At 53.1% G+C, this 23,590-nt stretch carries 19 protein-coding genes; 12 read left to right on the top strand and 7 right to left on the bottom strand.

What is annotated here, in order from left to right; genetic code table 11:
* Positions 1 to 4: 4 nt before the first annotated feature.
* The 5 genes from VXK30_RS12085 to VXK30_RS12065 form a co-directional block, all read right to left on the bottom strand.
* Positions 5 to 481, bottom strand: a complete 477-nt coding sequence (locus VXK30_RS12085) for a DUF134 domain-containing protein (protein ID WP_275713912.1) — start codon at positions 479 to 481, stop codon at positions 5 to 7.
* Positions 482 to 611: 130 nt separating this feature from the next.
* The gene (locus VXK30_RS12080) at positions 612 to 1,670 is read right to left on the bottom strand and encodes a CobW family GTP-binding protein (protein ID WP_275713874.1); all 1,059 of its coding nucleotides are present in this window, start codon (positions 1,668 to 1,670) and stop codon (positions 612 to 614) included.
* An 88-nt stretch (positions 1,671 to 1,758) separates the two neighbouring features.
* Positions 1,759 to 2,583 carry a TIGR03943 family putative permease subunit gene (locus tag VXK30_RS12075; RefSeq protein ID WP_275713873.1) on the bottom strand — a complete coding sequence of 275 codons (825 nt, stop codon included), beginning with the start codon at positions 2,581 to 2,583 and terminating at the stop codon, positions 1,759 to 1,761.
* Positions 2,583 to 4,151: a permease gene (locus VXK30_RS12070; protein WP_275713872.1), complete on the bottom strand. Its 1,569-nt coding sequence runs from the start codon at positions 4,149 to 4,151 to the stop codon at positions 2,583 to 2,585. The genes VXK30_RS12075 and VXK30_RS12070 overlap by 1 nt, the downstream gene beginning before the upstream one ends.
* Positions 4,152 to 4,371: 220 nt before the next feature.
* Positions 4,372 to 5,358, bottom strand: a complete 987-nt coding sequence (locus VXK30_RS12065) for a YeiH family protein (protein ID WP_275713871.1) — start codon at positions 5,356 to 5,358, stop codon at positions 4,372 to 4,374.
* 205 nt (positions 5,359 to 5,563) lie between these two features.
* Here VXK30_RS12065 and VXK30_RS12060 point away from each other — a divergent pair, with 205 nt between their 5' ends.
* The 7 genes from VXK30_RS12060 to VXK30_RS12030 all read left to right on the top strand — a co-directional run bounded on the left by VXK30_RS12060 (position 5,564) and on the right by VXK30_RS12030 (position 13,257).
* Positions 5,564 to 6,445: a LysR family transcriptional regulator gene (locus tag VXK30_RS12060; RefSeq protein WP_275713870.1), complete on the top strand. Its 882-nt coding sequence runs from the start codon at positions 5,564 to 5,566 to the stop codon at positions 6,443 to 6,445.
* A 129-nt stretch (positions 6,446 to 6,574) separates the two neighbouring features.
* On the top strand, positions 6,575 to 6,769 hold the full coding sequence (locus tag VXK30_RS12055; RefSeq protein ID WP_275713869.1) for a hypothetical protein: 195 nt from the start codon (positions 6,575 to 6,577) through the stop codon (positions 6,767 to 6,769).
* The gene (locus VXK30_RS12050; RefSeq protein WP_329493374.1) at positions 6,732 to 7,478 is read left to right on the top strand and encodes a helix-turn-helix domain-containing protein; all 747 of its coding nucleotides are present in this window, start codon (positions 6,732 to 6,734) and stop codon (positions 7,476 to 7,478) included. Before VXK30_RS12055 ends, VXK30_RS12050 begins: the two co-directional genes overlap by 38 nt.
* Positions 7,479 to 7,595: 117 nt before the next feature.
* On the top strand, positions 7,596 to 9,392 hold the full coding sequence (locus VXK30_RS12045) for an ABC transporter ATP-binding protein (protein WP_275713867.1): 1,797 nt from the start codon (positions 7,596 to 7,598) through the stop codon (positions 9,390 to 9,392).
* Positions 9,382 to 11,118, top strand: coding sequence for an ABC transporter ATP-binding protein (locus VXK30_RS12040; protein WP_275713866.1), 1,737 nt, complete (start codon positions 9,382 to 9,384; stop codon positions 11,116 to 11,118). Before VXK30_RS12045 ends, VXK30_RS12040 begins: the two co-directional genes overlap by 11 nt.
* A gap of 96 nt (positions 11,119 to 11,214) precedes the next feature.
* Entirely contained in the window at positions 11,215 to 11,943 is a 729-nt protein-coding gene (locus tag VXK30_RS12035) for a nitroreductase family protein (RefSeq protein ID WP_442867965.1), read from the top strand.
* A gap of 105 nt (positions 11,944 to 12,048) precedes the next feature.
* Positions 12,049 to 13,257 carry a YibE/F family protein gene (locus tag VXK30_RS12030; protein ID WP_275713864.1) on the top strand — a complete coding sequence of 403 codons (1,209 nt, stop codon included), beginning with the start codon at positions 12,049 to 12,051 and terminating at the stop codon, positions 13,255 to 13,257.
* A gap of 172 nt (positions 13,258 to 13,429) precedes the next feature.
* Here the strand turns inward: VXK30_RS12030 and VXK30_RS12025 are convergent, their stop codons facing one another.
* Positions 13,430 to 15,310 carry a heavy metal translocating P-type ATPase gene (locus VXK30_RS12025; protein WP_275713863.1) on the bottom strand — a complete coding sequence of 627 codons (1,881 nt, stop codon included), beginning with the start codon at positions 15,308 to 15,310 and terminating at the stop codon, positions 13,430 to 13,432.
* A 98-nt stretch (positions 15,311 to 15,408) separates the two neighbouring features.
* Positions 15,409 to 15,684, bottom strand: a complete 276-nt coding sequence (locus VXK30_RS12020; RefSeq protein ID WP_275713862.1) for a metal-sensing transcriptional repressor — start codon at positions 15,682 to 15,684, stop codon at positions 15,409 to 15,411.
* 454 nt (positions 15,685 to 16,138) lie between these two features.
* Here VXK30_RS12020 and VXK30_RS12015 point away from each other — a divergent pair, with 454 nt between their 5' ends.
* The 5 genes from VXK30_RS12015 to VXK30_RS11995 all read left to right on the top strand — a co-directional run bounded on the left by VXK30_RS12015 (position 16,139) and on the right by VXK30_RS11995 (position 23,549).
* The gene (locus VXK30_RS12015; RefSeq protein ID WP_275713861.1) at positions 16,139 to 16,360 is read left to right on the top strand and encodes a hypothetical protein; all 222 of its coding nucleotides are present in this window, start codon (positions 16,139 to 16,141) and stop codon (positions 16,358 to 16,360) included.
* 156 nt (positions 16,361 to 16,516) lie between these two features.
* Positions 16,517 to 17,893: a PhoH family protein gene (locus VXK30_RS12010; RefSeq protein WP_275713860.1), complete on the top strand. Its 1,377-nt coding sequence runs from the start codon at positions 16,517 to 16,519 to the stop codon at positions 17,891 to 17,893.
* Between the two features lie 181 nt (positions 17,894 to 18,074).
* Positions 18,075 to 19,802: a purple acid phosphatase family protein gene (locus VXK30_RS12005; protein ID WP_275713859.1), complete on the top strand. Its 1,728-nt coding sequence runs from the start codon at positions 18,075 to 18,077 to the stop codon at positions 19,800 to 19,802.
* Positions 19,803 to 19,945: 143 nt separating this feature from the next.
* Positions 19,946 to 22,018 carry a class B sortase gene (gene srtB / locus VXK30_RS12000; RefSeq protein ID WP_275713858.1) on the top strand — a complete coding sequence of 691 codons (2,073 nt, stop codon included), beginning with the start codon at positions 19,946 to 19,948 and terminating at the stop codon, positions 22,016 to 22,018.
* 301 nt (positions 22,019 to 22,319) lie between these two features.
* Positions 22,320 to 23,549 carry an MFS transporter gene (locus tag VXK30_RS11995; protein WP_275713857.1) on the top strand — a complete coding sequence of 410 codons (1,230 nt, stop codon included), beginning with the start codon at positions 22,320 to 22,322 and terminating at the stop codon, positions 23,547 to 23,549.
* The last annotated feature ends 41 nt before the right edge of the window (positions 23,550 to 23,590 follow it).

The following is a 23,590-nucleotide window of genomic DNA, read 5'->3' as shown; positions in this document are numbered from 1 at the left end:
CGTTTTATTCGTTGTTTCCGCCGAACCGGCAGCAGTTTCTGCGACAGAATTTCCCCTTGCAGCTTTTGCCGCAGCTTACTTCCTTTGAGCCGCAGGAAGGGCAGGCGTATTCGCCGTTCCGGATCGGAGCGAGGCTCTCAAAGCTTTCCATCCACTCTTTGCCGCAGCTCCGGCATTTTACCGGGCAGATATTGCGCGTGAAGTTTCCGCCCTCTACATGGATGGTTTTCCCGTTAATCAGGCTGTCTGCGATCTTTTCCCTTGCGGAAAGCAGGATGCGCTGAAAAGTCGGGCGGGATACTTCCATTCTTTCGGCGCATTCGCCCTGCTCCAGCCCTTCCAGGTCTTTCAGGCGTACGGCTTCCAGCTCCTCCAGCTTGAGAATGTTTTCCGGGACTTCCGCGGACTCTGTTTCGGAGGGGACAAAATAGGGGATGGTAGGGATATTTTCAATTTTTCTCCACTTGGTTGGTCTTGCCAAAACGATCAGCTCCCTTTCGGGCAAATTCCCCGACTTGCCTGACAACATGCCTGGTTTCTCCATCAGTTTACAGTCAAGGGAGCCGGATGTCAATATCCCGCAACAATCGGACCCGGCAGGGCAAGGGCCGTCAGACGCCGAACAGCTCCGCCAGCGCCGGGCGGTTGAGGCCTACCCCGATCACGCACAGGCGGCCCGTATAGTCGGGGGCGATCGGACGAAGCCCGAACTCCTCCGGCACGAAATCGAACTGTGTCCAGTCCTTTTCATCCATGGGCAAAATCCCTTTTGCGCGCAGAACCGTGCCGTATTTTTCGGAATCGGAAAGCGTGCGCAGGATCTCTCGGAGTTCCTTTTCGGAGAAGGTGCGCGGCGTTTCCACACCCCAGTTCTCAAACACATCGTCGGCGTGGTGATGTCCTTCACAATGGTGGTCGTGCACATGTCCTTCCCCGTGGTGGTCGTGCACATGTCCTTCCCCGTGGTGGTCATGCTCATGGCCTTCACAGTGATCCCCGTACTCATGCTCATGGTCTCCGCAGTGACCGCCGTGCTTGTGCGGGGCTTCCTGTTCAATCAGCGGAACGGCGCCCTCCTGCTCCGCCGCGGCGAGGATAGTCTCCGCGGAAAGCTCCTCCCACGGGGTCGTCATGATTTTGGCGGAAGGATTGCGGGCTTTGATATCCTTGACCACTTCCGACAGCTTTTCCGCTTCGACCTTCTGGGTCCGGCTCAGAATGACTGTCTTCGCGCATTCGATTTGATTGCTGAAAAATTCCGAAAAGTTTTTAATATACATTTTGTATTTTATTGGATCAACAATTACTGCTTGTATATTGATTCTGCTGTCCGACTGAGTGATGGCCTTTCTGCAGGCCTCTGTAATGTCGGAAAGCTTGCCGACGCCGGAGGGCTCAATGATGACCCTGTCCGGGTGGTATTTTTTCAATACATCCTTTAAAGCGGCGTCGAAGTTCCCCAAAAGGGTGCAGCAAATACAGCCGGCGTTGATCTCTCTGATCTGGATTCCCGTGTTTTTCAGGATTCCCCCGTCGATCCCGATCTCTCCGAATTCATTTTCGATAATGACCACTTTTTCCGAGGACAGCTTTTCGTTCAGCAGTTTTTTAATCAGGGTTGTCTTTCCGGAACCCAGAAAGCCCGAAATAATATCGATTTTTGTACTCATTGAGTTTCCTCACTTTCCTGTCATGGAATTCTTGCCGGCGTCCCGAAGCCGTTGCGGCCGTTCGCCGGGAATTTCCATGGTCGTTGCGTCAATAGGTGAAATAAATATAGTCCTGCTTTGCCTTTTCCGCTTTTTCAATTTTGGTCACGTAACAGACGGGCATCGTCTGCCCCTGGTAATTTTCAATCTTGATTTCCCCGGTCACCCAGAGCCATTCGCCGTCCTGATACTGGGAAGCCGCGCTGCTGCGGCACAGAACCCCGCAGGGCTGCAAATCAGCGGCACAGCAGACCATGGCGTAGCGCGCAGGGACAAATTCGCTGGCTCCGAACGTGTTCATGCGGAAAACCTGCCCTTTCATCTTCAGGGTTTTTCCCTCGTACTTTTTCATATTTTCATTGATGTCCTGATACCAGCTTGCGAACTGTTCGTCGGTGACGGTGACGACTCCGTTTTTGTCCTCTCCGGGCACGCTGGAGGAGGGCGAGGAAGCCTCGATTCCAATATCGTCTTTGCTGGTTGTGGTGTCCGGTATCACGGTCCCTTTGTCCGGAGCTGAGGAAGCGGGGCTTTGCGCGGCAGCGCTGCTGCTCCGCGTACTTCCGGCGGAAATTCCGAAGGAAATCGCCTGGCTCTGCACCGCTCCCACCGGGATCAGGACCGCGGTAAGGATGGGGATCACCAGAATCATATTTTTGAGCGGCCTGGCATTGTGTTTCGGCGTTTTTGAGTAACGCAGCATAACGGCGCCGATCAAAAACAGAAAGGCGGCGGCGAACCACAGAAACCCGAACAGCCGGGGATGAATATAGTTGGAAGCCTTACCCGAAATCAGCGCAAAGACAAATAGGACGGAGAGCGCCATACAGATCAGCGCCTGAAAGATCAGTTCGGAATTCGCTTTTCGTTTCATTACTTACCTCCTATCAGGAAAACGGAAAACAGTAAAAAGACGGGGTATGCGACCGTCAGCAGAGTACAGGCCAATCTTATGATAAAGCTCTTTTTGAAGTTGCTGCCCAGCATCAATAAATTGGAAAGGTCAAGCATGGGACCCATTACAATAAAGCCCATGACCGCCGCCATAGGAAAAATATTCAGAAAGCTTCTGCCGATAAACGCGTTGGACGTGGAGCAGACCGACATAAAAAAGGCGGCCAGCAGCATCAGCAGCAGCGGAAGAATGATCCGGGACCCCGTATTGCTGAAGTAGGAAACGGGGACCACCTGCTGCAGTACGGCGCATACGAAAGCGCCGGCTACGATATATTTTCCCATCGTGAAAAATTCCTGGCCGGAAATCAGAAGTACCGACTCGGCTTTTGCCGCCGCGCCGCTTCCCCGTACATTGACCGTCGCCACGGAGCAGGAGCAGGCCGCGGAGGAAGAGAGAAAGACATCTTCGGTCCGGACATGCGTCAGATTCAGGACCAGGCCCGTGAGCAGCGCCACCACCGTCCCCAGCAGGACACGGTACAGCGCGTATTGCGGCTGTCCCGGGAACGCGTAGATCGTAGACAGGATCGTAATGGGGTTCATGGCGGGGGCCGCCAGCATAAAGACCATGGCCTTTGATAAAGGGACGCCCTTCTGGGTCAGCCGCGAGGCGATCGGGACGATTCCGCAGTCGCAGATGGGGAAGAAAAAGCCGGATACCACGGCCAGCGGGTACCCCAGCCACTTATGGCCGGTAAACATCCGCACAAGGGTATCGTCCGAAACAAAAACCTGTAAAAGTCCGGAAACAAAAGAGCCGACCAGCAAAAACGGTACGGCCTGCATCAGAATGCCGATAAAGATCATGTTGATGCTTTTGATATAGGGAGGCGCGTTCAGAAAGAAATGGATGGCAAGGAAATACAGGGCGACCAGCGCGGCTGCCGTACCGATTTGCTTTTTTTTGCGCAGGCTGTTTTCTTTCCGCACTTCCTCGGGCTTGAGGACCCGTACGGCGTACTGTTCCGCCGCTTCCTCCGTAAAGCAAAGCTCCGCCGTGCGGTTGCAGCTTTTTACCGTCGCTTTCAGCGCGTCGGTATTCCCGCCGCAGCGGTTAAAAAAGACCGCGTCCGCGTTGCTCAGCTGGTTCAGCATCATGCTTCCCGTGTTTTTCATATAGAGGGGAAAGGTGGAAGCTTCGGCGCAGAACAGGACCCGGTCGATCCGATAATCCGCCGGCAGCCGCACGCGCAGCAGCTGCTCGATCGGCCATGTCCCGTTGTATTCGATCAAAATGAGGTCGGGGTCAAGCTCTTCCTTCATTTTGCTGAACAGCCTTTTCCGGATTTTTTCCGGCTGTTCGATCTGTGCCAGAACAACGTCCTTGTTTGCCATTGCGGAAGCGCGGAATTCCGTCAGCCCTTCTTCGCACTGGAGGATCACGATCCGGCGGTACTCCTTGCAGTATTCCTGTTCCAGTATCTTCTGGATCAGCGTAGTTTTGCCGCTTTCTAAAAAACCGCAGATGATTTCAATTTTCGTCATCTTCAGAGCCCTCCGCGGAAATTCTGTTTGCGGAGCTGCCCGCGTGCTGTTTTTATCATGATACCTTCCTCCGCACAGAATGATATGGTCACGAAATATCGGGAAATAAAAAGTCCACATGCAAATGATTTTCATTTACACATGGACTTATTGTAATAGCGGTTTTCTGTTTTGTCAAGCCGCCCGGTCGGATGCGGATGGACGAAGTGCGGAGACGGTTTTATACCTGAAGAATAAAATGCTGTACCGCCAGGGATGTGACCGAAAGGACCGCCCAGCAGAGAAAACCGAGCAGAATCGGCCTGCCGCCGCTTTTTACCAGCTTCACCAGATTGGTGTTCAGTCCGATTGCCGCCATGGCCATCACAATGACGAATTTGCCCGCCTGTGATAAAAAGCTTCCCATCCCGGCGGGCAGGGGCAGGAAGGTGTTGGCGACCGAAGCGAGAACAAACCCCAGCACGAACCACGGAAAAATTTTTGTGATGCTGTAGCCTCCCTTGTTGCTTCTCTTTCTGCCGGTATAGACCGCCAGCACAAGCGTAACGGGAACGATCATCAGCGTTCTGGTCAGCTTGACAATGACCGCCAGATTGCCCGCCGCGTTGCTGAACGTGTACCCGGCGGCGACAACGGAGGAGGTGTCGTTGACCGCGGTACCCGCCCAAAGACCGAAGCTCTGGTCGCTCATGCCGAGAGCATGTCCCAGAAAGGGAAACAGGAAGGCGGCGATGACGTTGAACAGAAAGATCGTCGAAATGGAATGCGCGACTTCGTCGTCGTCCGCGTGAATGACGGGCGCGGTCGCCGCAATCGCCGACCCGCCGCAGATGGCGGAGCCGACCCCGATCAGCGTTTTGGTGTTGCCGTCCAGCTTTAAAAGCTTACCGGCAAAATAGGCGGTCAGAAAGGCCGCCGTAAGGGTAAAGGCCATTAACACGAGTGTTTGCTTTCCGACCTTAAAGACGTTGAACAGGTTCATTTCAAAGCCCAGCAGGATGATGGAGTACTGCAGCAGCTTTTTGGAAGTGTAACCGATGCCGTCGTTGAACTGCTGCGGCCTTTTCCAGAAAGCCAGCAGCATGCCGAACAGGATACCCAGAACGGGGCTGCCCACAACGGGGATGATTTTTCCGATCAGCCACGCGGGGATGGCGATCACCGCCGTCAGGGCAATGCCCGGCAGCTTTTTGAGCAATGTTTTCATTTCATTCTCTCCTTCGCCGTTTATCATACGCCTTGACTGACGATTAGTAAAATATTATTATCTTATTGATACTATTAGAAAATGGTTATGATGACAGCAATTCCATTTCCATTTGTGAGACAAAATATGTTTCTCCCCCGCCCTTGACAGGGGAGGAACACAACCTTGTTGCAGAATCAACTGGAAATGCTGTAGAGGAGAGAACATGACGTTAAGGCATTTTAAAATCTTTGTCGCGGTCTGCGACACCATGAATATGACAACGGCGGCGGAAACGCTTTTTATCTCTCAGCCCGCGGTGAGCCAGGCGATTGCGGAACTGGAAAACCACTACGGGGTCCGGCTTTTTGAACGCCTGTCGCGAAAGCTTTATCTTACGCAGGCCGGGCGGAAGCTTTTGGGCTATGCGCGCCATATGATACGCATGAACGCCGAAGCGGAAAACGATATGAGGGCTCTTTGTCACAGCGAAACCGTCCGCCTCGGCGCAAGCGTTACCGTCGGCGCCCATGTCCTGCCGGAAGCCGTTTCAAGGTTCCGGAAAATCAATCCGGCGGTAAAGATGGAAGTGGTCGAGGACAATACGGCGAAAATAGAGGACCTGATTCTGAAGGACGCCGTTGACCTTGGACTGGTGGAGGGCGAAACCGTTTCTCCGGACATTGTCAGCCGCGCCTTTATGGACGACGAGCTGGTTCTGGTCTGCTCTCCCCGTCACCGTTTTGCCGCCTGCGGCGAAGTCGATCCGCGGGAACTGGGGACGGAAAATTTTATCATCAGGGAAAAAGGAAGCGGAACCCGGAAAACCTTTGAGGATAAAATGGCCGAAAACGGATTTCCCTGGGAAGCCGCCTGGACCTGCAACAACGCGGATACCATTAAAAACGCCGTGGCGGCGGGACTGGGCGTTTCCGTCATCTCCGCGCGGGCAGTCCGGAATGAAGTGAAATCCGGATTGCTGTGCCGCAGGGATGTGAAAGGCATCCGCTTCCGGAGGCGGTTTAAACTGATTTATCATAAAAACAAGTATCTGACACAGGCCATGAGGGACTTTATGTCGATGCTGGAGCAGGGGCCGGAACTATAGGTCTTTCAGAAAGTTCTTGTATTTGAGGTTAGCATATGCTAACATGAAACTGAATCATAAAATTGTTCCTGAAAGCGGGGGAATGCGATGGTATCGAGAACAAAACAGGCGTTTGGTCCGGAGGTAAGCATGGAGTCACAGAGCGGAATCCGGACGGTTTACCATGTCGGGTATGAGGACGGGGAGGGGACTATGACGGTCCTGAGCCTGTTTCCGGGGGTGGACCTGATTTTGAATGATTTTTCCACGTTTCATTGCTTTCAGTCCGCGTCGCCCCCAGCCCGGCATGATGGAGATCAATCACTGCCGGAGGGGCCGCTTTGAGTGTGAATTCAGGCGCGGCGCCTATGCCTATATGGGAGAAGGGGACCTCGCGGTCAATATGCTGGAAAACGCCGCCAGCGGCAACTGTTTTCCCCTTAAAATGTATCAGGGCGTCTCCGTCTTTATGGACCTTTGGGCCGCCGGGAAATATTTTGAAGCACAGCTCTCCGGCTTCCAGATTCATCTGGGCGGACTGCGCGAAAAGCTCTGTCCAGAAAACCGGTGCTTTGTTCTGAAATCCCCGGAACGGATACAGCGGATTTTTGACGAAATCTATCGGGCAGACTGGGAAACACAGGCGGGATATCTGCGGCTGAAAACGCTGGAACTGCTTCTCCTGCTGGAAGATTTGCCGTCCTCTCCTTATGAGACAGTCCCTTATTATGACGCGAATCAGGTGCGGAAGGTAAAGCATATCCGGGATCACCTGACGCGCTCCCTCGAAAAGAACATCACGCTGGCACAGCTGGCACGGGAGCACGGAATCAGCCTGACGGGCTTAAAAAACTGTTTCAAATCCATTTACGGAAAGGGCGCTTCGGCTTACCGGCGGGAATACCGCATTCAGACCGCCGCAGAACTGTTGCGCGACAGGGAGCTTACCGTAGCGGAAATCGCGGGCCGGGTGGGGTACGAGAACCCCAGCAAGTTTTCATCCGCCTTTAAGGAAATCATGGGGATGAGCCCCTCGGAATACCGCAATAAATAGCTGGCCTTTCGGAGCAGCCGGGGCTTTTTGGAGTGGAAATCCCTTTTGGCATCTTTTACAATAGCTTGTAGTTAGCGTACGCTAACTGAACACTTTGTATATTGAAGGAGGAAATTTATGCATAAGCAAAAAACGGGGATTCCACGGCTGCTTGAGTTTGCGGGAAAGTACAAAGCTCTTGTTGTGACGGCCTGTGTCCTGTCGGGAATCAGTTCGGTATTTATGCTGCTGCCGTTCGTCTGCATTTGGTTATGTGTCCGGGAGGTTCTGCGTGCGGCTCCGGACATGTCCGCGCTCAACGGCGGCAGCCTTGCCCTGTACGGATGGTGGGCGGTAGCCGCTTTCGCGGTGGGCTTCGTTCTCTATTTTGCGGCGCTGATGTGCTCCCATCTTGCGGCGTTCCATACGGCCAGAAATATGAAATCACAGGCCCTGCGGCATCTGGTCACGCTTCCGCTGGGCTTTTTTTCGCTGAACAGCAGCGGAAAGCTGAGGAAAATCATCGATGAAAACTCCGGTCAGACCGAAACGTTTCTGGCGCATCAGATTCCCGACCTGAGCGGGACTGTTGTAACGGCGGTGACCATGCTGGTCCTGCTGTTCGTATTTGACTGGCGGCTCGGCCTTATCTGCCTGATTCCTATGGCCGCCGGATTTGTGATCCAGATGAAAATGATGACCGGGGAATCCATGAATTTTATGAAAGTGTATCAGGATTCTCTGGAGGAGATGAACAATGAGGCGGTGGAATACGTCCGCGGGGTGCCCGTTGTAAAGGTGTTCCAGCAGACCGTCTATTCCTTCAAGAGCTTCTACAGCTCTATCATGAAGTATAAAAAATACGTCTCCGCTTACGCTCTTTCCTTTAAGAAAGCGATGACCGCTTTTACCACCATCCTGAACGGAACCTTTTTCCTTCTGATTCCGGCGGGATTCCTTTTCGCCGTGTATGCGCCGGACATCCGCCTGTTTCTGCAGAACTATATTTTCTATCTCCTGTTTACTCCGGCCTGTTCCGCCATGATCAATAAGATCATGTATATGGCCAGTTATAAAATGATTGCGGAGGAATCGGTGCGCCGCATTGATTCCCTGCTGCAGGAAAAGCCGCTCCCGAAACCGGACATGCCGAAAATGCCTTCCGGGTCGCAGATCGAATTTTCCCATGTTTCCTTCACCTATTCCGGTTCGGAAATCCCGGCTCTGAGCGACGTCAGTTTTACCGTCCCGGCGGGCTCCACGGTTGCGCTGGTGGGCCCTTCCGGCGGCGGGAAAACCACGGCTGCCAGCCTGCTGCCCCGTTTTTGGGATGTGAACGCCGGAAGCATCAGAATCGGCGGAACAGACGTGCGGGACATCGATCCGGATGTGCTGATGAGGCAGATCGCGTTTGTCTTTCAGGACTCCCGTCTGTTTAAGGATACCGTTTTTAACAATATCCGCGCGGCGAAGCCGGACGCCGCTGCGGCGGAGGTGGAAAGGGCCGCTCGGGCGGCCCAGTGCGGCGATATTCTCGAAAAACTGCCGCAGGGCCTGCAGACAGTGATCGGGACCAGGGGCATTTACCTGTCCGGCGGCGAACAGCAGCGGATCGCTCTGGCACGCGCGATCTTAAAGGACGCGCCGATTATCGTTCTGGACGAAGCCACCGCTTTTGCCGACCCGGAAAACGAGCATAAGATTCAGGTGGCCTTTGAAAAGCTGACGAAGGGAAAAACGGTGCTGATGATCGCGCACCGGCTTTCCACGGTGAAAAATGCGGACGAAATTCTGGTGCTGTCCAACGGCACAATCGAGGAAAAGGGCCGGCACGAAGAGCTTCTCAAAAACGACGGAATTTACGCTTCGCTGTGGCGCGACTATCAGAGCTCCGTTTCCTGGAGCGTCGGCAAGGAGGTTTCCTATGTTTCGTAAGATATTTGCCCTGAGCGAGCAGGGCGCCAAAGACCTGAAAAAGGGGATCGCCGCCAGCGCCGCGGCCGATATCAGCCTGATGCTGCCGGTCGGCCTGCTGATCCTGACCCTGCAGGAGCTCCTGAAACCGCTCTTCGGCGGCTCTTCCGATACCGGGAAGGTCTGGAAATACACGGCGATTGCCGTGGGGCTTCTGGTTGTTATTTTTATTCTGCATTACATTCAGTACTGCAACACCTATGTTTCCGCATACGAGGAAAGCGCGAACCGCCGGGTGACGCTTGCGGAAAAGCTGCGGATGCTGCCGCTCTCCTTTTTCGGACAGCGCGACCTGAGCGCGCTTACCATCACGCTGATGGGCGACTGTACGGAGCTGGAGCACACCTTTTCCCACGCGGTTCCCCAGCTGTTCGGGTCCGTTATTTCCATTGCGCTGGTGGGAATCGGGCTGTTCGTCATGGACTGGCGGATGGCGCTGGCTACTCTGATCGTCCTTCCCGCGGCGCTGGCCGTAACCGTCGGCAGCAAAAGGATTCAGAATAAATGGGGGACCAGGAAAGTCGACATCAAGCTGGCCGCCGCCGACGGCGTGCAGGAATGTCTGGAGACTGTCCGCGATATCCGCGCGTGCGGGCGGGAAGAGGAATACCTTTCGGCGCTTGACCGGAAACTGGACAGGGTCATTTCGGCGTCCATCCGTTCGGAGCTGATAACGGGTGTTTTTGTTTCTTCCTCCCAGCTGATTCTGCGGCTTGGATTCGCCATCACTATTTTAGTGGGGGCCAACCTGCTTTCGCAGGGACGGACCGATTTTCTGACTTACCTGATCTTTTTAATGACGGTTTCCCGTCTGTATGATCCCCTGTCCGTCTGCCTGATGCATCTGGCTGAAATATTCAATGCGCAGATCCAGATACGGCGCATGAAGGAGCTGGAAAATCATCCGGTTCAGGCCGGAAGCAGCCGGTACGACCCCGATGGGTACGATATCGTGTTCGATCATGTCGGATTTTCCTACAACGACGGCGAAACGGTTCTTGACGACGTATCGTTTACGGCGAAGCAGGGGGAGGTTACGGCCCTGATCGGCCCTTCGGGCGGCGGAAAGAGCACGGCTGCCAAGCTGGCGGCCCGGTTCTGGGACGCGGACCGCGGGAAAATAACGGTCGGCGGCATCGATGTGACCGCGGTGGAGCCGGAAACGCTTCTGAAAAGCTTTGCCATCGTCTTTCAGGATGTGGTGCTGTTCAACGATACGATCCTCAACAATATCCGTCTGGGGCGGAAGGGCGCGACGGATCAGGAGGTGTACGCCGCGGCCAGAGCCGCCAACTGCGACGAGTTTATCCGCCGCTTCCCCGACGGGTACCATACCGTAATCGGGGAAAACGGCTCCACCCTTTCCGGCGGGGAACGCCAGCGCATCTCCATTGCGCGCGCGCTGTTGAAGGACGCGCCGGTCATCCTGCTGGACGAGGCGACCGCCTCCCTTGACGTGGAAAACGAAACCCAGATCCAGACCGCGATTTCACGTCTGGTCAAGGACAAAACCGTGCTGATTATCGCACACAGGATGCGGACCGTCGCGGGCGCGGACCATCTGGTCGCGCTGGACAACGGCGTCGTGGCCGAACAGGGAAAGCCGGAGGAGCTGATGAAGCGCGGAAAGCTTTATCCCCGGATGGTTCAGCTGCAGCGGCAAAGCGCGGAGTGGACTCTAAAATAGCAAAAAATTTTTTCATCAATGAAGGGGCCGTTGCAAAACGGCCCCTTCATTGATGAAAGTGTGCTATAATAAGCACAAAAAGCTGTCAGGAGGAAAATGAGATTGGAAAATGAAGTTTTAAAACAGCTGCGGGAAAGAAAATCTGTGCGGGTTTTTGAGAACCGTGAAATTCCCAAGGACGTCAAAGACGAAATCATCGCCTCGGCGTTTGAGGCGCCTACGGCCGGAAACATGATGCTGTACACGATCATCGATGTGACGGACGGCAAGAGTAAGGAGCAGTTATCCGTCCTTTGCGATCATCAGCCGTTTATTGCCAAAGCCCCGGTCGTTCTAATTTTCGCGGCAGATTATGACAGGTGGTATAAAATGTTCAGCGCCGCGGGCTTGTCCCCCCGCAAGCCCGGACCCGGGGACCTGCTGCTCGCCTGCTCCGACGCCCTGATCGCCGCGCAGAATTCCGTAACGGCGGCTCATTCGCTGGGGCTTGGCTCCTGCTATATCGGGGATATTCTGGAAAACTGTGAAAAGGTCCGGGAGCTTCTCTCTTTGCCCGAATATACCCTCCCGGCTGTCATGGTGGTCTACGGATATCCCACTCAGCAGCAAAAGGAAAGGGGAAAACCCGGGCGCTTTGAAAAGGAGCATATTGTCCACACGGATTCGTACAGGGAAATGCAGCCGGAAGAACTGCTCCGTATGTACGGTGAGAATGGCTCGCGGGAGAGTATAGAGGCCTTCTGCAAAAGAAAATATATGTCCGATTTTTCACTGGAGATGAACCGGTCCGTTTCGGAGTATCTGAAAAATTTCATGGACCGCTGAAAAATTTTATTGTATTGATAAAAAAGCGTCTGACGAATGCCGTGTAAAATCAGTTACATAATCGTTGCCTCGTGGTCATACAAATTGATAACGAAGGTGATGAAGATGTACAGGCAGAACAGGACCGCTTATCTTTTTGTTTTGATTTTATCCATTTTGTTTCTTTACGGAGGCAACCGCATCGCGGAGCAGCATAAACTCAGCATTATCGTTCAGAGCAGGGATTCGGAATTGGACGATCAGGTCTTTGCTCAGGTCACGGCCGTAAACAGCACCCAGCCGGATCAAAGCGATTCCACAAGAAAAATCGTGACGTTTACTGCAAAAATCACAAGCGGACAAAACAAGGGTCAAATGGTACAGGCTACCCAATATTCCTATATCGATAATCCGACAATGCCCCCCGCGGTCAGTCAAAACGACAAAGTGGTCCTGGGAAAATTGACGCAGGACCAGAGTACGGAATGGGTGTTCGAAAACTATGAGAGAATAGACCAGATCATCCTTTTGTCCGTTATTCTGGCGGCGCTGATCCTGATTTTCGGCGGAAAAAAGGGAGTGCATACCGTCATTGCTTTGATTTTGACCTGCCTGTCCGTCTTTTATGTTTTTCTTCCGATGATTCTTGCGGGGTTCAATATCTACCTCTGTACGGTGCTGGTCAGCGTGTATGTCATTTGTGTGACGTTCCTGCTGACGGGCGGAATGAACCGGAAAAGCCTGGCCGCAGCGCTGGGCTGCATCGGAGGAGTCGTTTTCTCCGGAAGCATTTATTTGGTGTTCAACCATACCATGAAGCTGACCGGCTTTTACAACGATCAGTCTTCCCGGCTGATGGAGCTGTTTGCGAACCAGCCGCTCAATCTTCAGGCGGTCGTTTTCGCCATGGTCACCATCGGGGCGCTTGGCGCCACCATGGATGTGGCGATGTCCATTGCCTCTTCGCTGGTGGAAATAAAATCAAACAGAGGCAGCCGCATTTCGCGGTATATCCTGATAAAATCGGGCCTGACCATCGGGCGGGACATCATGGGGACCATGATGAATACGCTGATCCTGGCTTACGTCGGAAGCAGCCTGGTCACTCTCGTCATTTATGCCGCTTCCGATTATCCGATTATGCAGCTTGTGAATCAGGAGGAAATCATTGTTGAGTTCCTGCAGTCCTTAGTCGGCAGCCTCGGCATGCTTCTGACCATTCCGTGCACCACCTTTATCTCGGCAATGGTTTGGTCGGAACCGGGAGCGCCGGAGCCTGCGGCCCAAAATCAACGCCACAGTATCAGTCCCCCCGTGCATAAAAGGATATCTTGAATTTCCGGCTGCTTGTATTTGTAAGCGGTGAATCCGATGCGTTTTTGAGACTCAGGACAGGAAAAATTCGCATGTAAGAAAGCCCTCTCGGCCTTTGTCGGCTGAGAGGGCTTGAAGTTTTGAAAATATATTTAGCATTCTACCCGAAGTGTTCAAAGCGGAGGTTGGCTCTTTATTCCGCTTTTCTCCATTTTAAAAGCAGGGAAGAATTGATAATAACGGCGACTGACCCGACATTGTGAACCAGGGCGCCGACCACCGGATTCAGAATGCCGGTGATGGCAAGGGCAATCGCAATGAAATTCAGCATCATGGAGGCAGTGAGATTTACTTTGATCGTCTGCATTGTCTTTTTCGCAAGCTGTAAAAGGTGAGGAATTTCCTTGATATCGTCGCCGACCAGCACGATATCCGCCGCGTCAATGGCAATGTCGCTGCCAATGCCGCCCATGGCGATCCCCACGTGGGCGGTTTTCAGCGCCGGGGCGTCGTTGATACCGTCTCCCACCATGCAGACCAGCTCGCCCTTTTCCTGATACGCATGGATCTCCTGCAGCTTCTTCTCCGGCAGGCAATCCGCCCGTACATCCTGAATGTCCGCGGCCTGGGCGATATGAAATGCAGCGGGTTTTGCGTCTCCGGTCAGCAGAACGGTTTGGACCCCGGTCCGGTGAATGGCCTCTACCGTCCGGGCGGCGTCAGAACGAAGGGTATCGGAGAGGGCGATCATACCAACGGCGTTTCCGTTTCGCGCAAGGGAAATTACGGTACAGCCGTCCGACTTTGCCTTTTCCTCCGCCCGCAGAAGCTCATCTGGAAGAATGATCCGGTGTTCCGCCATCAGCGCTTCGTTTCCCGCAAGAATGTCCTGCCCGGCGTAACGGATGACTACGCCGCGCCCGGCCAGCATTTTGAATTCCTCCGGCTGTTCCGGAGGGGTTCCGTGCTTGTGCAGGTAGTCCGCGACGATTGCCCTGCCGAGCGGGTGCTCCGAGCGCAGCTCCGCGGCGGCCGCCAGTTCCAGAAGCGCCGTATCATTCAGCGCGGGATCGATGCTATGTATCTGTGTAACCGCCGGCTTACCGTAGGTCAGGGTTCCGGTTTTATCGAAGGCGATCCGCTGCACCTGCGACAGCCGTTCCAGAGCGTCCCCCTCCCGGACAAGGATGCCGAACTTCGTCACATTTCCGATTCCGGCCATGATCGCGGTAGGGGTGGCGAGTACCAGCGCACAGGGGCAGAACACTACCAGAATGGTGACGGAACGGATGATCTCTCCGGTGGCAAACCAGGTGATGACAGCCGCCAGCAGTGCGGTCACGACGATCCAGGTGGCCCAGCGGTCTGCGATTCCGACAATTTTTGTTTTTCCGGCGTCGGCGGATTCTACCAGACGGATCATGCGCTGCAGGGAGCTGTCCTCTCCGACCTTCCGCGCCGTCATGTCAAAGGTGCCGAACTGATTGACCGTCCCGCTGAACACCTCGTCGCCCTCGCCCTTGTCTACCGGCAGGGATTCGCCCGTCATGACGGACTGATCGATGGAGGTCTGTCCTTTCAGAATCGTACCGTCCACGGCAATGGTTTCTCCGGCCAGGACGCGCAGGATATCTCCGATTTTCACCTGCTCCGCAGGGATATTCTCTTCCTTTCCGTCCCGAATGACTCGGGCGGAGGCGGGGGTCAGATGAACCAGTTTCTCGATTCCCGCGCGGGCTTTGGCTACGGTCCGTTCCTCCAGATAGCCGCCGATCGCCATAATGAAAGCCACCTCGCCGGCCGCGAAGATTTCCCCAATCAAGACGGATGCGATCAGGGCGATGGACACTAAAACATCCGCTTTGATATCAAACTTTGTAATCAGCCCGACAAGGGCTCCTTTCAGAATCGGGACGCCGCACAACAGGATTGCCACCCATGCCGCGTCGACCGGAAGATTGCCGGTATGAAAAAAACTGATGATCAGCGCGGGGGCGGAAAGGCAGAGGAAAAGTACGTCCCGTCTTTCCTTATCTTTTAACAGAGCCAAGTGAACACTCCTTTCTATACCCATGGGGGTATAGGTTTATTATACCCGTAGGGGTATCGCCTGTCAATAAAAAAACAGCCGTTTGTACAAAACAGCTGCTTTTTGTTGCTTTTTTATGGCTTCTATGACATCCTTGAAAAATGCTCCACCGCCTTGGCGAAATCCGCGATGGTCTTTTCCGCGTCGCCGTGCTCAATGCCCTCCCGTACGCAATGGTTCAGATGGCCCTCCAGAACGACCTGCCCCACCTTATGCAGGGCGCTTTTTGCGGCGTTGATCTGGATCAGAACCTCTTCACAGGGGACGTCCTCATCCACCATTTTGTCGATGGCCTTGATTTGCCCCAAGATCTTGTTCAGCCGCCTGTGCAGATTATCGCAATCCATACATTTGCGCATAATCCCACCTCCTTTATACCCATAGGGGTATAGAAACACTATAGCATTTTTATCGCTTACCGTCAACCTGAAATGAAATTTGAGGGTCCGCCGATTCTGCCGGAGAAAAAACGGTCAGAATTAAAAAAGCCGCCCCATTTGGAGCGGTTCAGAAGAGAGGAGGGTAATGAAAAAGAATTTATGTCAAGCCCCGCAAGGGGCGATTGCTGTTTGTCTGCCACCTTTTTATGGTTCGGTATTCCGTCCATACCCATCAGTGTGACAGCTTTTATTTGATGTGTTTATTGTACCCGTTCTCTGTTAAGATAAAATGAACGTCCTGTCAAAGTTATGTTAATTTGGATCTGTGAAGCTCCGGAGCTTCCAGCCATTGGCAGGGCTATCTTGATTTTTTAATGGGTTTATAACGCAATCTGAACATGTTTTGCCTATGATAGGGAATGAGGTGATAGCAATGACAGAGCGTTTGGATGTAATAGGGAATGAAAAAAAACAACAGGTCGACGAACCTGCGCTTGTCAGGAAAAACATACAGAGAATCCTGAATGAGTGGAAGACCTTAAAGAGGGTCCAGCTGCAGTCCGGAAAAACGGAGGATTATCCCGAAATTGCTTTTCTGAATAAAAAGATTCAGGAATTTGAAAAAGATTTACGGACTCTGCAGACAAATCCATGACGGCGCCCGTTCGCTTTTGCCCGAAAATATCTCTGACGGCAGGGCAAAAGCAAAGCACCACGGCATCACATAGAGATGTGTGGTGTTTTTTTATTAGTGAAACGTTTTCAGGTCTCAGGCTGCGCTCCCTATCAATTTTATTTTGGAGGCATTCTAATGCAACAAAAAAACGGTAACAGAAAAAATTATGTGCTGGATACGAACGTTTTGCTGCACGACCCCGCGTGCATCCATAACTTTAAAGGGAATAACGTCATCCTTCCCATGGTTGTGCTGGAGGAAATCGATTCTCTGAAATCGAGAGACGGGCTGTGCGGCTGTCAGGCAAGGCAGGCCGTGCGGGAGCTTTCCCAAATGGTGGAGGGAAAGGCGCAGCAAAGCATCCAGGACGGAATCGAGCTTGAGAAAAATATCATCCTCAAAATTGAAATGAACGGCTATCATCATGTGACGGAAATAACCGATGAGCTGGATTTGAAAAAAAATGACAACAGAATTCTGCTTACCACGCTGAGCATCAAAAAAAGGGATTTGGAAATCCCCACCATCCTTGTGTCCAAGGACATCTGCATGAGGCTCAAGGCGCAGGCCTTCGGCATTGAGACCGAGGATTATGAAACCGACCGGATCGCGCTTGACGACCTGTATCGGGGTTATGTAACGGCAGCGCTTTCCTCGGAAAATATTGACAAAATCTACGATTCCGGGCTGGCCTGCCCGAAAAAGCTCAGGCTTTTCCCGAACCAGTTTCTTTTGATTCATGCGAAGGATTCCCCGGCGCGTTCGGTTGTCGCCCGGTTTGACGGCGAAAAGCTGGTCCCGCTTCAGTTCGAAAACAGGACCGCGTGGGGACTTACGCCGCTGAACCTGGAACAGAAAATGGCCTTTGAGCTGATGATGGACGACAGCGTTAAATTTGTCTCCCTGACGGGCGGCGCGGGTTCGGGAAAAACGATTCTCGCCACCGCCGTCGCGCTGGAAAAAGTCATCGAGCAGCATGCGTACCGCAAAATCGTGTTTGTCCGCCCGGTGGTGCCGGCGGGGGACGACATCGGATTTTTGCCGGGAAATGAGGAGGAAAAGCTCCGGCCCTGGATGGGCAGCTTCTATGACGCCTTTGAAAACCTGATGTACTGCGGCCGCAACCGCAAGCCCAGAAAAAACTGTATGGAGGACAACACCTCTGTCGACGCGATTATCGAAAACCTCAAGTGTGCGGGTACGATCGATATGAAAACCTTTACCTATATGAGGGGAAGGACGCTGACCGACGCGTTCGTCATCGTGGATGAGGCGCAGGAAACGACGCCCCATATCGCAAAGCTGATGATGACACGGGCCGGGCAGAATTCCAAGTTCGTCTTTATCGGCGACCCGACGGATAATCAGATCGACAACGCGCTGGTCGACTCGCGGTCCAACGGACTGGTGTATCTGGTTGAAAGATTAAAAGGATCCGCGCTGACAGGCCATGTGACGCTGAGCCAGGTGGAACGCAGCCCGCTCGCGCGCCTTGCTGAAAACGCGCTCTGATTTCAGGCGGCAAAGCCCGCCCGCGGTTTTTCGACAGGATATTCTAAGGCGGAACTCCTTTGTAAATTTCAATTTAAACTTTATTTAAGCTTCTGTGAATTCATTGAAATCGCCTGATTGGGTTCGTATACTGAAACCAATGACGATGTCAAATTTAACCAACGAATTTAAGGAGGGCAACATGAGACAAACTTCCAGAATGATTTTATGCGGTGTTTTGGCGGCCGGGTTGGTGATTTCTTCCTCTGCGGGCGCTTTTGCCGCAACGGAACACTTCTCCGACGCAACCACCGACCAGTCGTGGTCTGGCTGGACACAGCAGTGGGAAACGTCTGTCAGCACCAATTACGAGCAGGTTTCCCTGACCCCCGGAAGAAACCAGAGCGAGCTGAATTTCGGCTGGTACTCCAAGGCGAGCGCCGCGGCGACTCCGGTTGTCAAGCTTGCCACAAAGGAAGATATGAGCGACGCCAAAAGCTTTCAGGGCACGGCGGGCTCCGCGATCGACGGCTACCGCAGCAACAAGGTGACCGTCACCGGCCTGAAGGAAAACACCTCGTATTATTATACCTATCTGACGAACGGGGTGGAGAGCGAACCGGCGAAGTATGCCACAAAAAGCTTTTCCAGCTTTAAAATGCTGTTCTTCGGCGATCCCCAGATCGGCGCTTCAAAAGGGCAGACGGTTTCTACCGGCGACAAGCTCGAAAACACCTCCAGCCTGAACACCGCCGCCAGAAACGACGCCTTTAACTGGAACACCACGCTGAATGTCGCGTTAAAAGCCAATCCGGACACCAGCTTTGCCCTCTCCGCGGGCGATCAGATCAACAAAAACGTGAACGGAATCGACCCCGGCAACGAGATCGAATACGCCGGCTATCTGTCTCCGGCCGCGCTGAAGTCGCTGCCTGTCTCCACAACGATCGGCAACCACGACGCCACCAACAAGAGCTATGCCTTCCATTTCAACAACCCGAACGCCTTTACCGCGGAAACAAGCCCCTCCGCAGCCGGCAACGGTTATTACTACACCTATGGGAATGCGCTGTTTGTCGTGCTGAACACCAACAACTACAACTGTGCGAACCATGAAGCGCTGCTGAAAAAAGCGACGCAGGAAAACCCCAACACCCGCTGGAGAATCGTCATGTTCCATCAGGACATCTACGGCAGCGGCGCCGACCACTCCGAGTCGGACGGAATGGTCCTCAGAACCCAGCTCACTCCCATTCTGGACAAATATGACGTGGATGTGGTTCTTCAGGGCCATGACCACAGCTATTCCAGAAGTTACCTGCTCCAGGGCGACGGCAAGGTTCACGCCGCCTATGACGCCAATAAAACGAGCACCGGAGAATTTGACTGGGACAACGTGATCGACAAGGCCACCGGAAAGGTGTATCCGTACTATCCGAAAGCGGACGATGCCGCCGGTAAAGCCGCCAACGCCGCTTTCATTCAGGAAAATAACTGCTATACGATCAACAATAACAAATCCGCCAAGGTGGTGAACCCCCAGGGCACCCTGTACATGACCGCCAATTCCGCCACGGGCAGTAAATTTTATGAACTGATTTCCCAGCAGCAGAACTTCGTCGCTTACAGAAACCAGAACTGGAAGCCGAGCTATTCCGTCATTTCCATCAGCGACAAGGATTTCAGCATTTCCACTTACAGCATTGTGGACGGAAATACAAGCCAGATCGATTCCACCTTTACAATTGAGAAAACCGTCAACAGAACGCCGGTTGCGGTCAGCGCTTCGAACGGAAGCGGCCGGGCGCCGCTGACCGGTGACACAAACGATCTGACCGGAATGATCGTGCTTGCGGCCCTTGCCCTTCTCGGCCTTGTAACGGCAGTCGCCGCCGCCGTAAAAGACAAACGGGTCAAGGCTGTCAAATAATCGCAATAACGATGAACTGAACTGTTTCACGGGAGGCGTAAGCGCAGGCTTTCGCCTCCCTGCCTGTCGGTGCCGAAATGCCGCCGGTAAAAAAACCGGCCTGAGGCACGGCTGAAAACTATAAAATCAGGGGATTGAAGGATATGCTGAAAAAACTGTTTGCAGATAAGAAGGCGAACGTACGCAGGGCGGTGATTGCCGTACTGGCGGTAGGATTCCTCATTTTCGTCTGCTTTATCAATCAGGTGCAGAAGCCGGAGCTTGTCACTACGGTGGGCCGCACCTTTGAGCGGGCCAAAGTGGTCGAGGTGGTGAAAGACAATCTGCAGGAGGACGGCCGGCGCTACGGCGAGCAGACCGTGCGGCTTCTGATGCTCAGCGGCCGGCAGAAGGGTCGGACCGTGGAGGCCACCAGCTCGGCGGGATATCTGTTCGGCGCCGGCTGCACCCCCGGCATGGAGGTCATCACAATCCAGAGCGTTTCCGGCGATATTTCCGTTACCTCCGTCTACAGCGCCAATCGCGAGCCGGTTGTTTATGCCTTCGTGCTGCTGTTCTTCCTGATTCTCTGCGTCATCGGCGGAAAGCAGGGGATCAAAGCGTCCATCGGGCTTATCTTTACTTTGGCCTGCATCATTCTGCTCTATATTCCTCTGATTTTCCGCGGTTTTTCCCCCTTCTGGGCGGCCGTGCTGGTGGCAATTGTCACGACGCTCGTCACCATGTACCTGATCGGCGGGCCTTCGAAAAAAACGGCCTGCGCCATTATCGGTTCCGTTTCCGGTGTTATCATCGCGGGCGTGGCTGCCACCGGATTCGGCTTTTTTGCGGGAATATCCGGCAACAATGTATCGGATATTGAAAATTTACTGTTCCTGGGGGAAAATACAAAAATTCAGGTCAGCGGCCTGCTGTTTTCCGGCCTGCTGATCGCTTCCCTCGGCGCCGTGATGGATGTGGCGATTTCCGTCGCCTCCACCATCAATGAAATCCAGGAAAAGAACCCCAGTCTCAGCCGGATGGAGCTTTTCCGTTCCGGTATCAGCGTCGGGCGCGACATGATGGGCACCATGTCCAACACGCTGATTCTCGCCTTCGCGGGCGGTTCCGTCAGTGTGCTGGTGACAAACTACGTTTATAATCTTCCTTATGTGCAGATCATCAATTCTTACGGAATCGGCATTGAAATCATGCAGGCGTTTTCCGGCAGTATGGGCGTTGTTCTGACAGTCCCCATCGTGGCTGCGGTTTCCGCTTTCTCCATGGGCGCCGCCCATACCGGTGCCGTCCCGGCGGTGGAAGAGAGCGCCGCCGGCCCTTTGACGCAGGAGGAAGCGTTAGCCGCGCCGCCTGAGGAAGAGGCTTTGCAGGTGGCGGAAGCCCCTGCGCTTTCTGAAAATCTGGCCGCTTTTCGGGAGCTCTTTATTCTTGCGAAACAAAAAGCGGTCCCTGTTATCCGCGGTTACTGGAAACCGGCGGTTGCCGTGATCTGTCTGCTGATTCTGGTGTTTTGCGGGTCGCGGTTTTACGCAGTTTACAGCGAGTATGAAAACGGCAGAAAAGAATATGAAAAGGCGGCTCAGACCATGTCCGAACCGTCCCCGCCGTCCTCTTCCGCCGCCGCACGGCAGAGCGGGGCGCCGGTGACTCCCGCGGCGGACGGCTTTGCCTTTGATTACCAAAAGCTGACCGCGCAGAACAGCGACGCCGTCGGCTGGCTGCGTTTGCCGGAGACAAATCTGAGCTACCCCGTTGTGCAGGGGAAAGACAATACTTATTATTTAAACCATACCTTTTATAAAAACAGCAGCAGCGTGGGGGCGATCTTTCTGGATTCACGGATTGAAAACGGTCCCGGCGTAAAAAATTCGATTGTGTACGGGCACAATATGCGCAGCGGCGCCATGTTTGCCGCGCTTTGCAGCTTTCGCGACAAGAGCTATTATCAGCGGCATCCGGACATTGAATTCTACAGTAAAGCAGGAAAGGCCGACTGTAAAATCTTTTCTGTTCATGAAGCGAAGCCGGACAGCGAGACTTACACGTATTCCTTTGCCGACCAAAGCTCCTACGGCAGCTACCTGAAAAAAATGAAGAAGCTTTCTCTGTATGATACCGGCGTGGAAACGGACGCTGAAAGCCGCATCCTGACGCTGTCCACCTGTGTGAACGATGCGCGCGACATGCGCTTTGTGGTGCACGCCGTCATCCTTTAAAAGATACGGACAGTGAACGGTGAGAAATGAAAACTCTTTTATCCGATAAAGCAAAAAGAAGACGGATGATGAGCAAAACGCCATCGTCTGTCTTTTATTTTATGGATAGCTCTTAATATCCCTATGCTGGAAGAAACCGGTTGAATAAGATGGAAAATAAAAGTATAATAAAAAAAGAAATATGCGGTAAATTCAAAATACGTCGAAGCGTCTTGCAGGCGGAATTTATCAGTAATCATAAAACCCGTATCACACATCAGGAAGGGAGATCAGGAACATCGATATCAATCTGAAATATACCATGAAGTATTCGGCTGCCCACAGCTTCTATTGGTCGGTTATGTGCAGCAGCATCGGCTTTGCATCCATATTTTTATTATCCAAGAATTTCAGCAACAGCCAGATCGGTCTGGTGCTTGCGTTGGCTAATATTTTCGCGGTACTGCTGCAGCCCGCGGTGGCGGCCTTTGCCGACAGGACCAGAAAAATATCGATGAAAAATTTAATTGTCGTCCTGACAGGAGCGGCGGGAGCGCTTGCGGCAGCCCGGTCCTTTCCGTCGGAGAGCTTTTTTATACTTGCGGTTCTGCTCACGCTTGAATCCGCCATTTTGTATACGCTGCAGCCGCTGGTCAATTCCCTTGGGATGCAGTTCATTAATAAAGGGGTCGGAATCAATTTCGGCCTTGCCAGAGGAATGGGTTCTATTTCCTACGCGGTATTATCCGTTTTGCTGGGAATCCTTGTGGACGGCTTCGGTACCGGCCTTCTGCCGGTTATTTCCACGGGCCTTTATATCGCGCTGGGAATCGTAGTTTATACATTTACGAAGCGGCAGTCCACTGATGCCGAAAGCGATACGGATTATCCGGAAAACATGGAAATGACAAGAGAACCGAAAAACACCGATACGAATCATCTGCTTTCCTTTTTTATACATAATAAAAAATTTGCCGCGCTGATGATCGCCGTATCCCTTACGTTTTGTTCGCATACCATGATCAATAATTACCTGATACAAATTACCGAAAATGTGGGCGGCACTGCAAAGAATATGGGAATCGCCACCGGAATCGCGGCGGCGATAGAATTGCCCGCCATGATTTTATTCGGCTTTTTGGTAAAAAAGATTCGATGCAGTTCCATTCTGAAATTTTCCCTCGTTTTCTTTACCGTGAAAGCGGCGCTCACGATGTTGGCAACCAATGTATGGATGCTGTATGTGGCACAGATCTTTCAGTTCAGTTCCTATGCGCTGTTTATTCCTGCTTCCGTCTATTATGTAAATGAAATCATCTGTAAAGAGGACCTGGCAAAAGGGCAGGCTTTTATGACAAGCGCGATCACGCTTGGCGGCGTAGCCGCAAGTCTTCTCGGCGGATTGCTGCTGGATCTTTCCGGCGTGCGGGGAATGATTTTTGTGGGATTGATTGCTACGGCGCTGGGCCTGATCATAGGACTTTATGGTATTGAAAAAGTAGAAGTGAAAGGATGCAAATCAGAAGAAGCATCTTCATCCTCTGTATCATAATATTTCAATTCAGGCGGCTCTTCCAACTTTACAAAAGCCCA

The organism is Caproiciproducens sp. CPB-2 (assembly GCF_036287215.1).
Classification (GTDB): domain Bacteria; phylum Bacillota; class Clostridia; order Oscillospirales; family Acutalibacteraceae; genus Caproiciproducens.
Note: the sequence above shows the minus strand (reverse complement) of the source record. Positions and strands in the feature narration are given on the sequence as shown.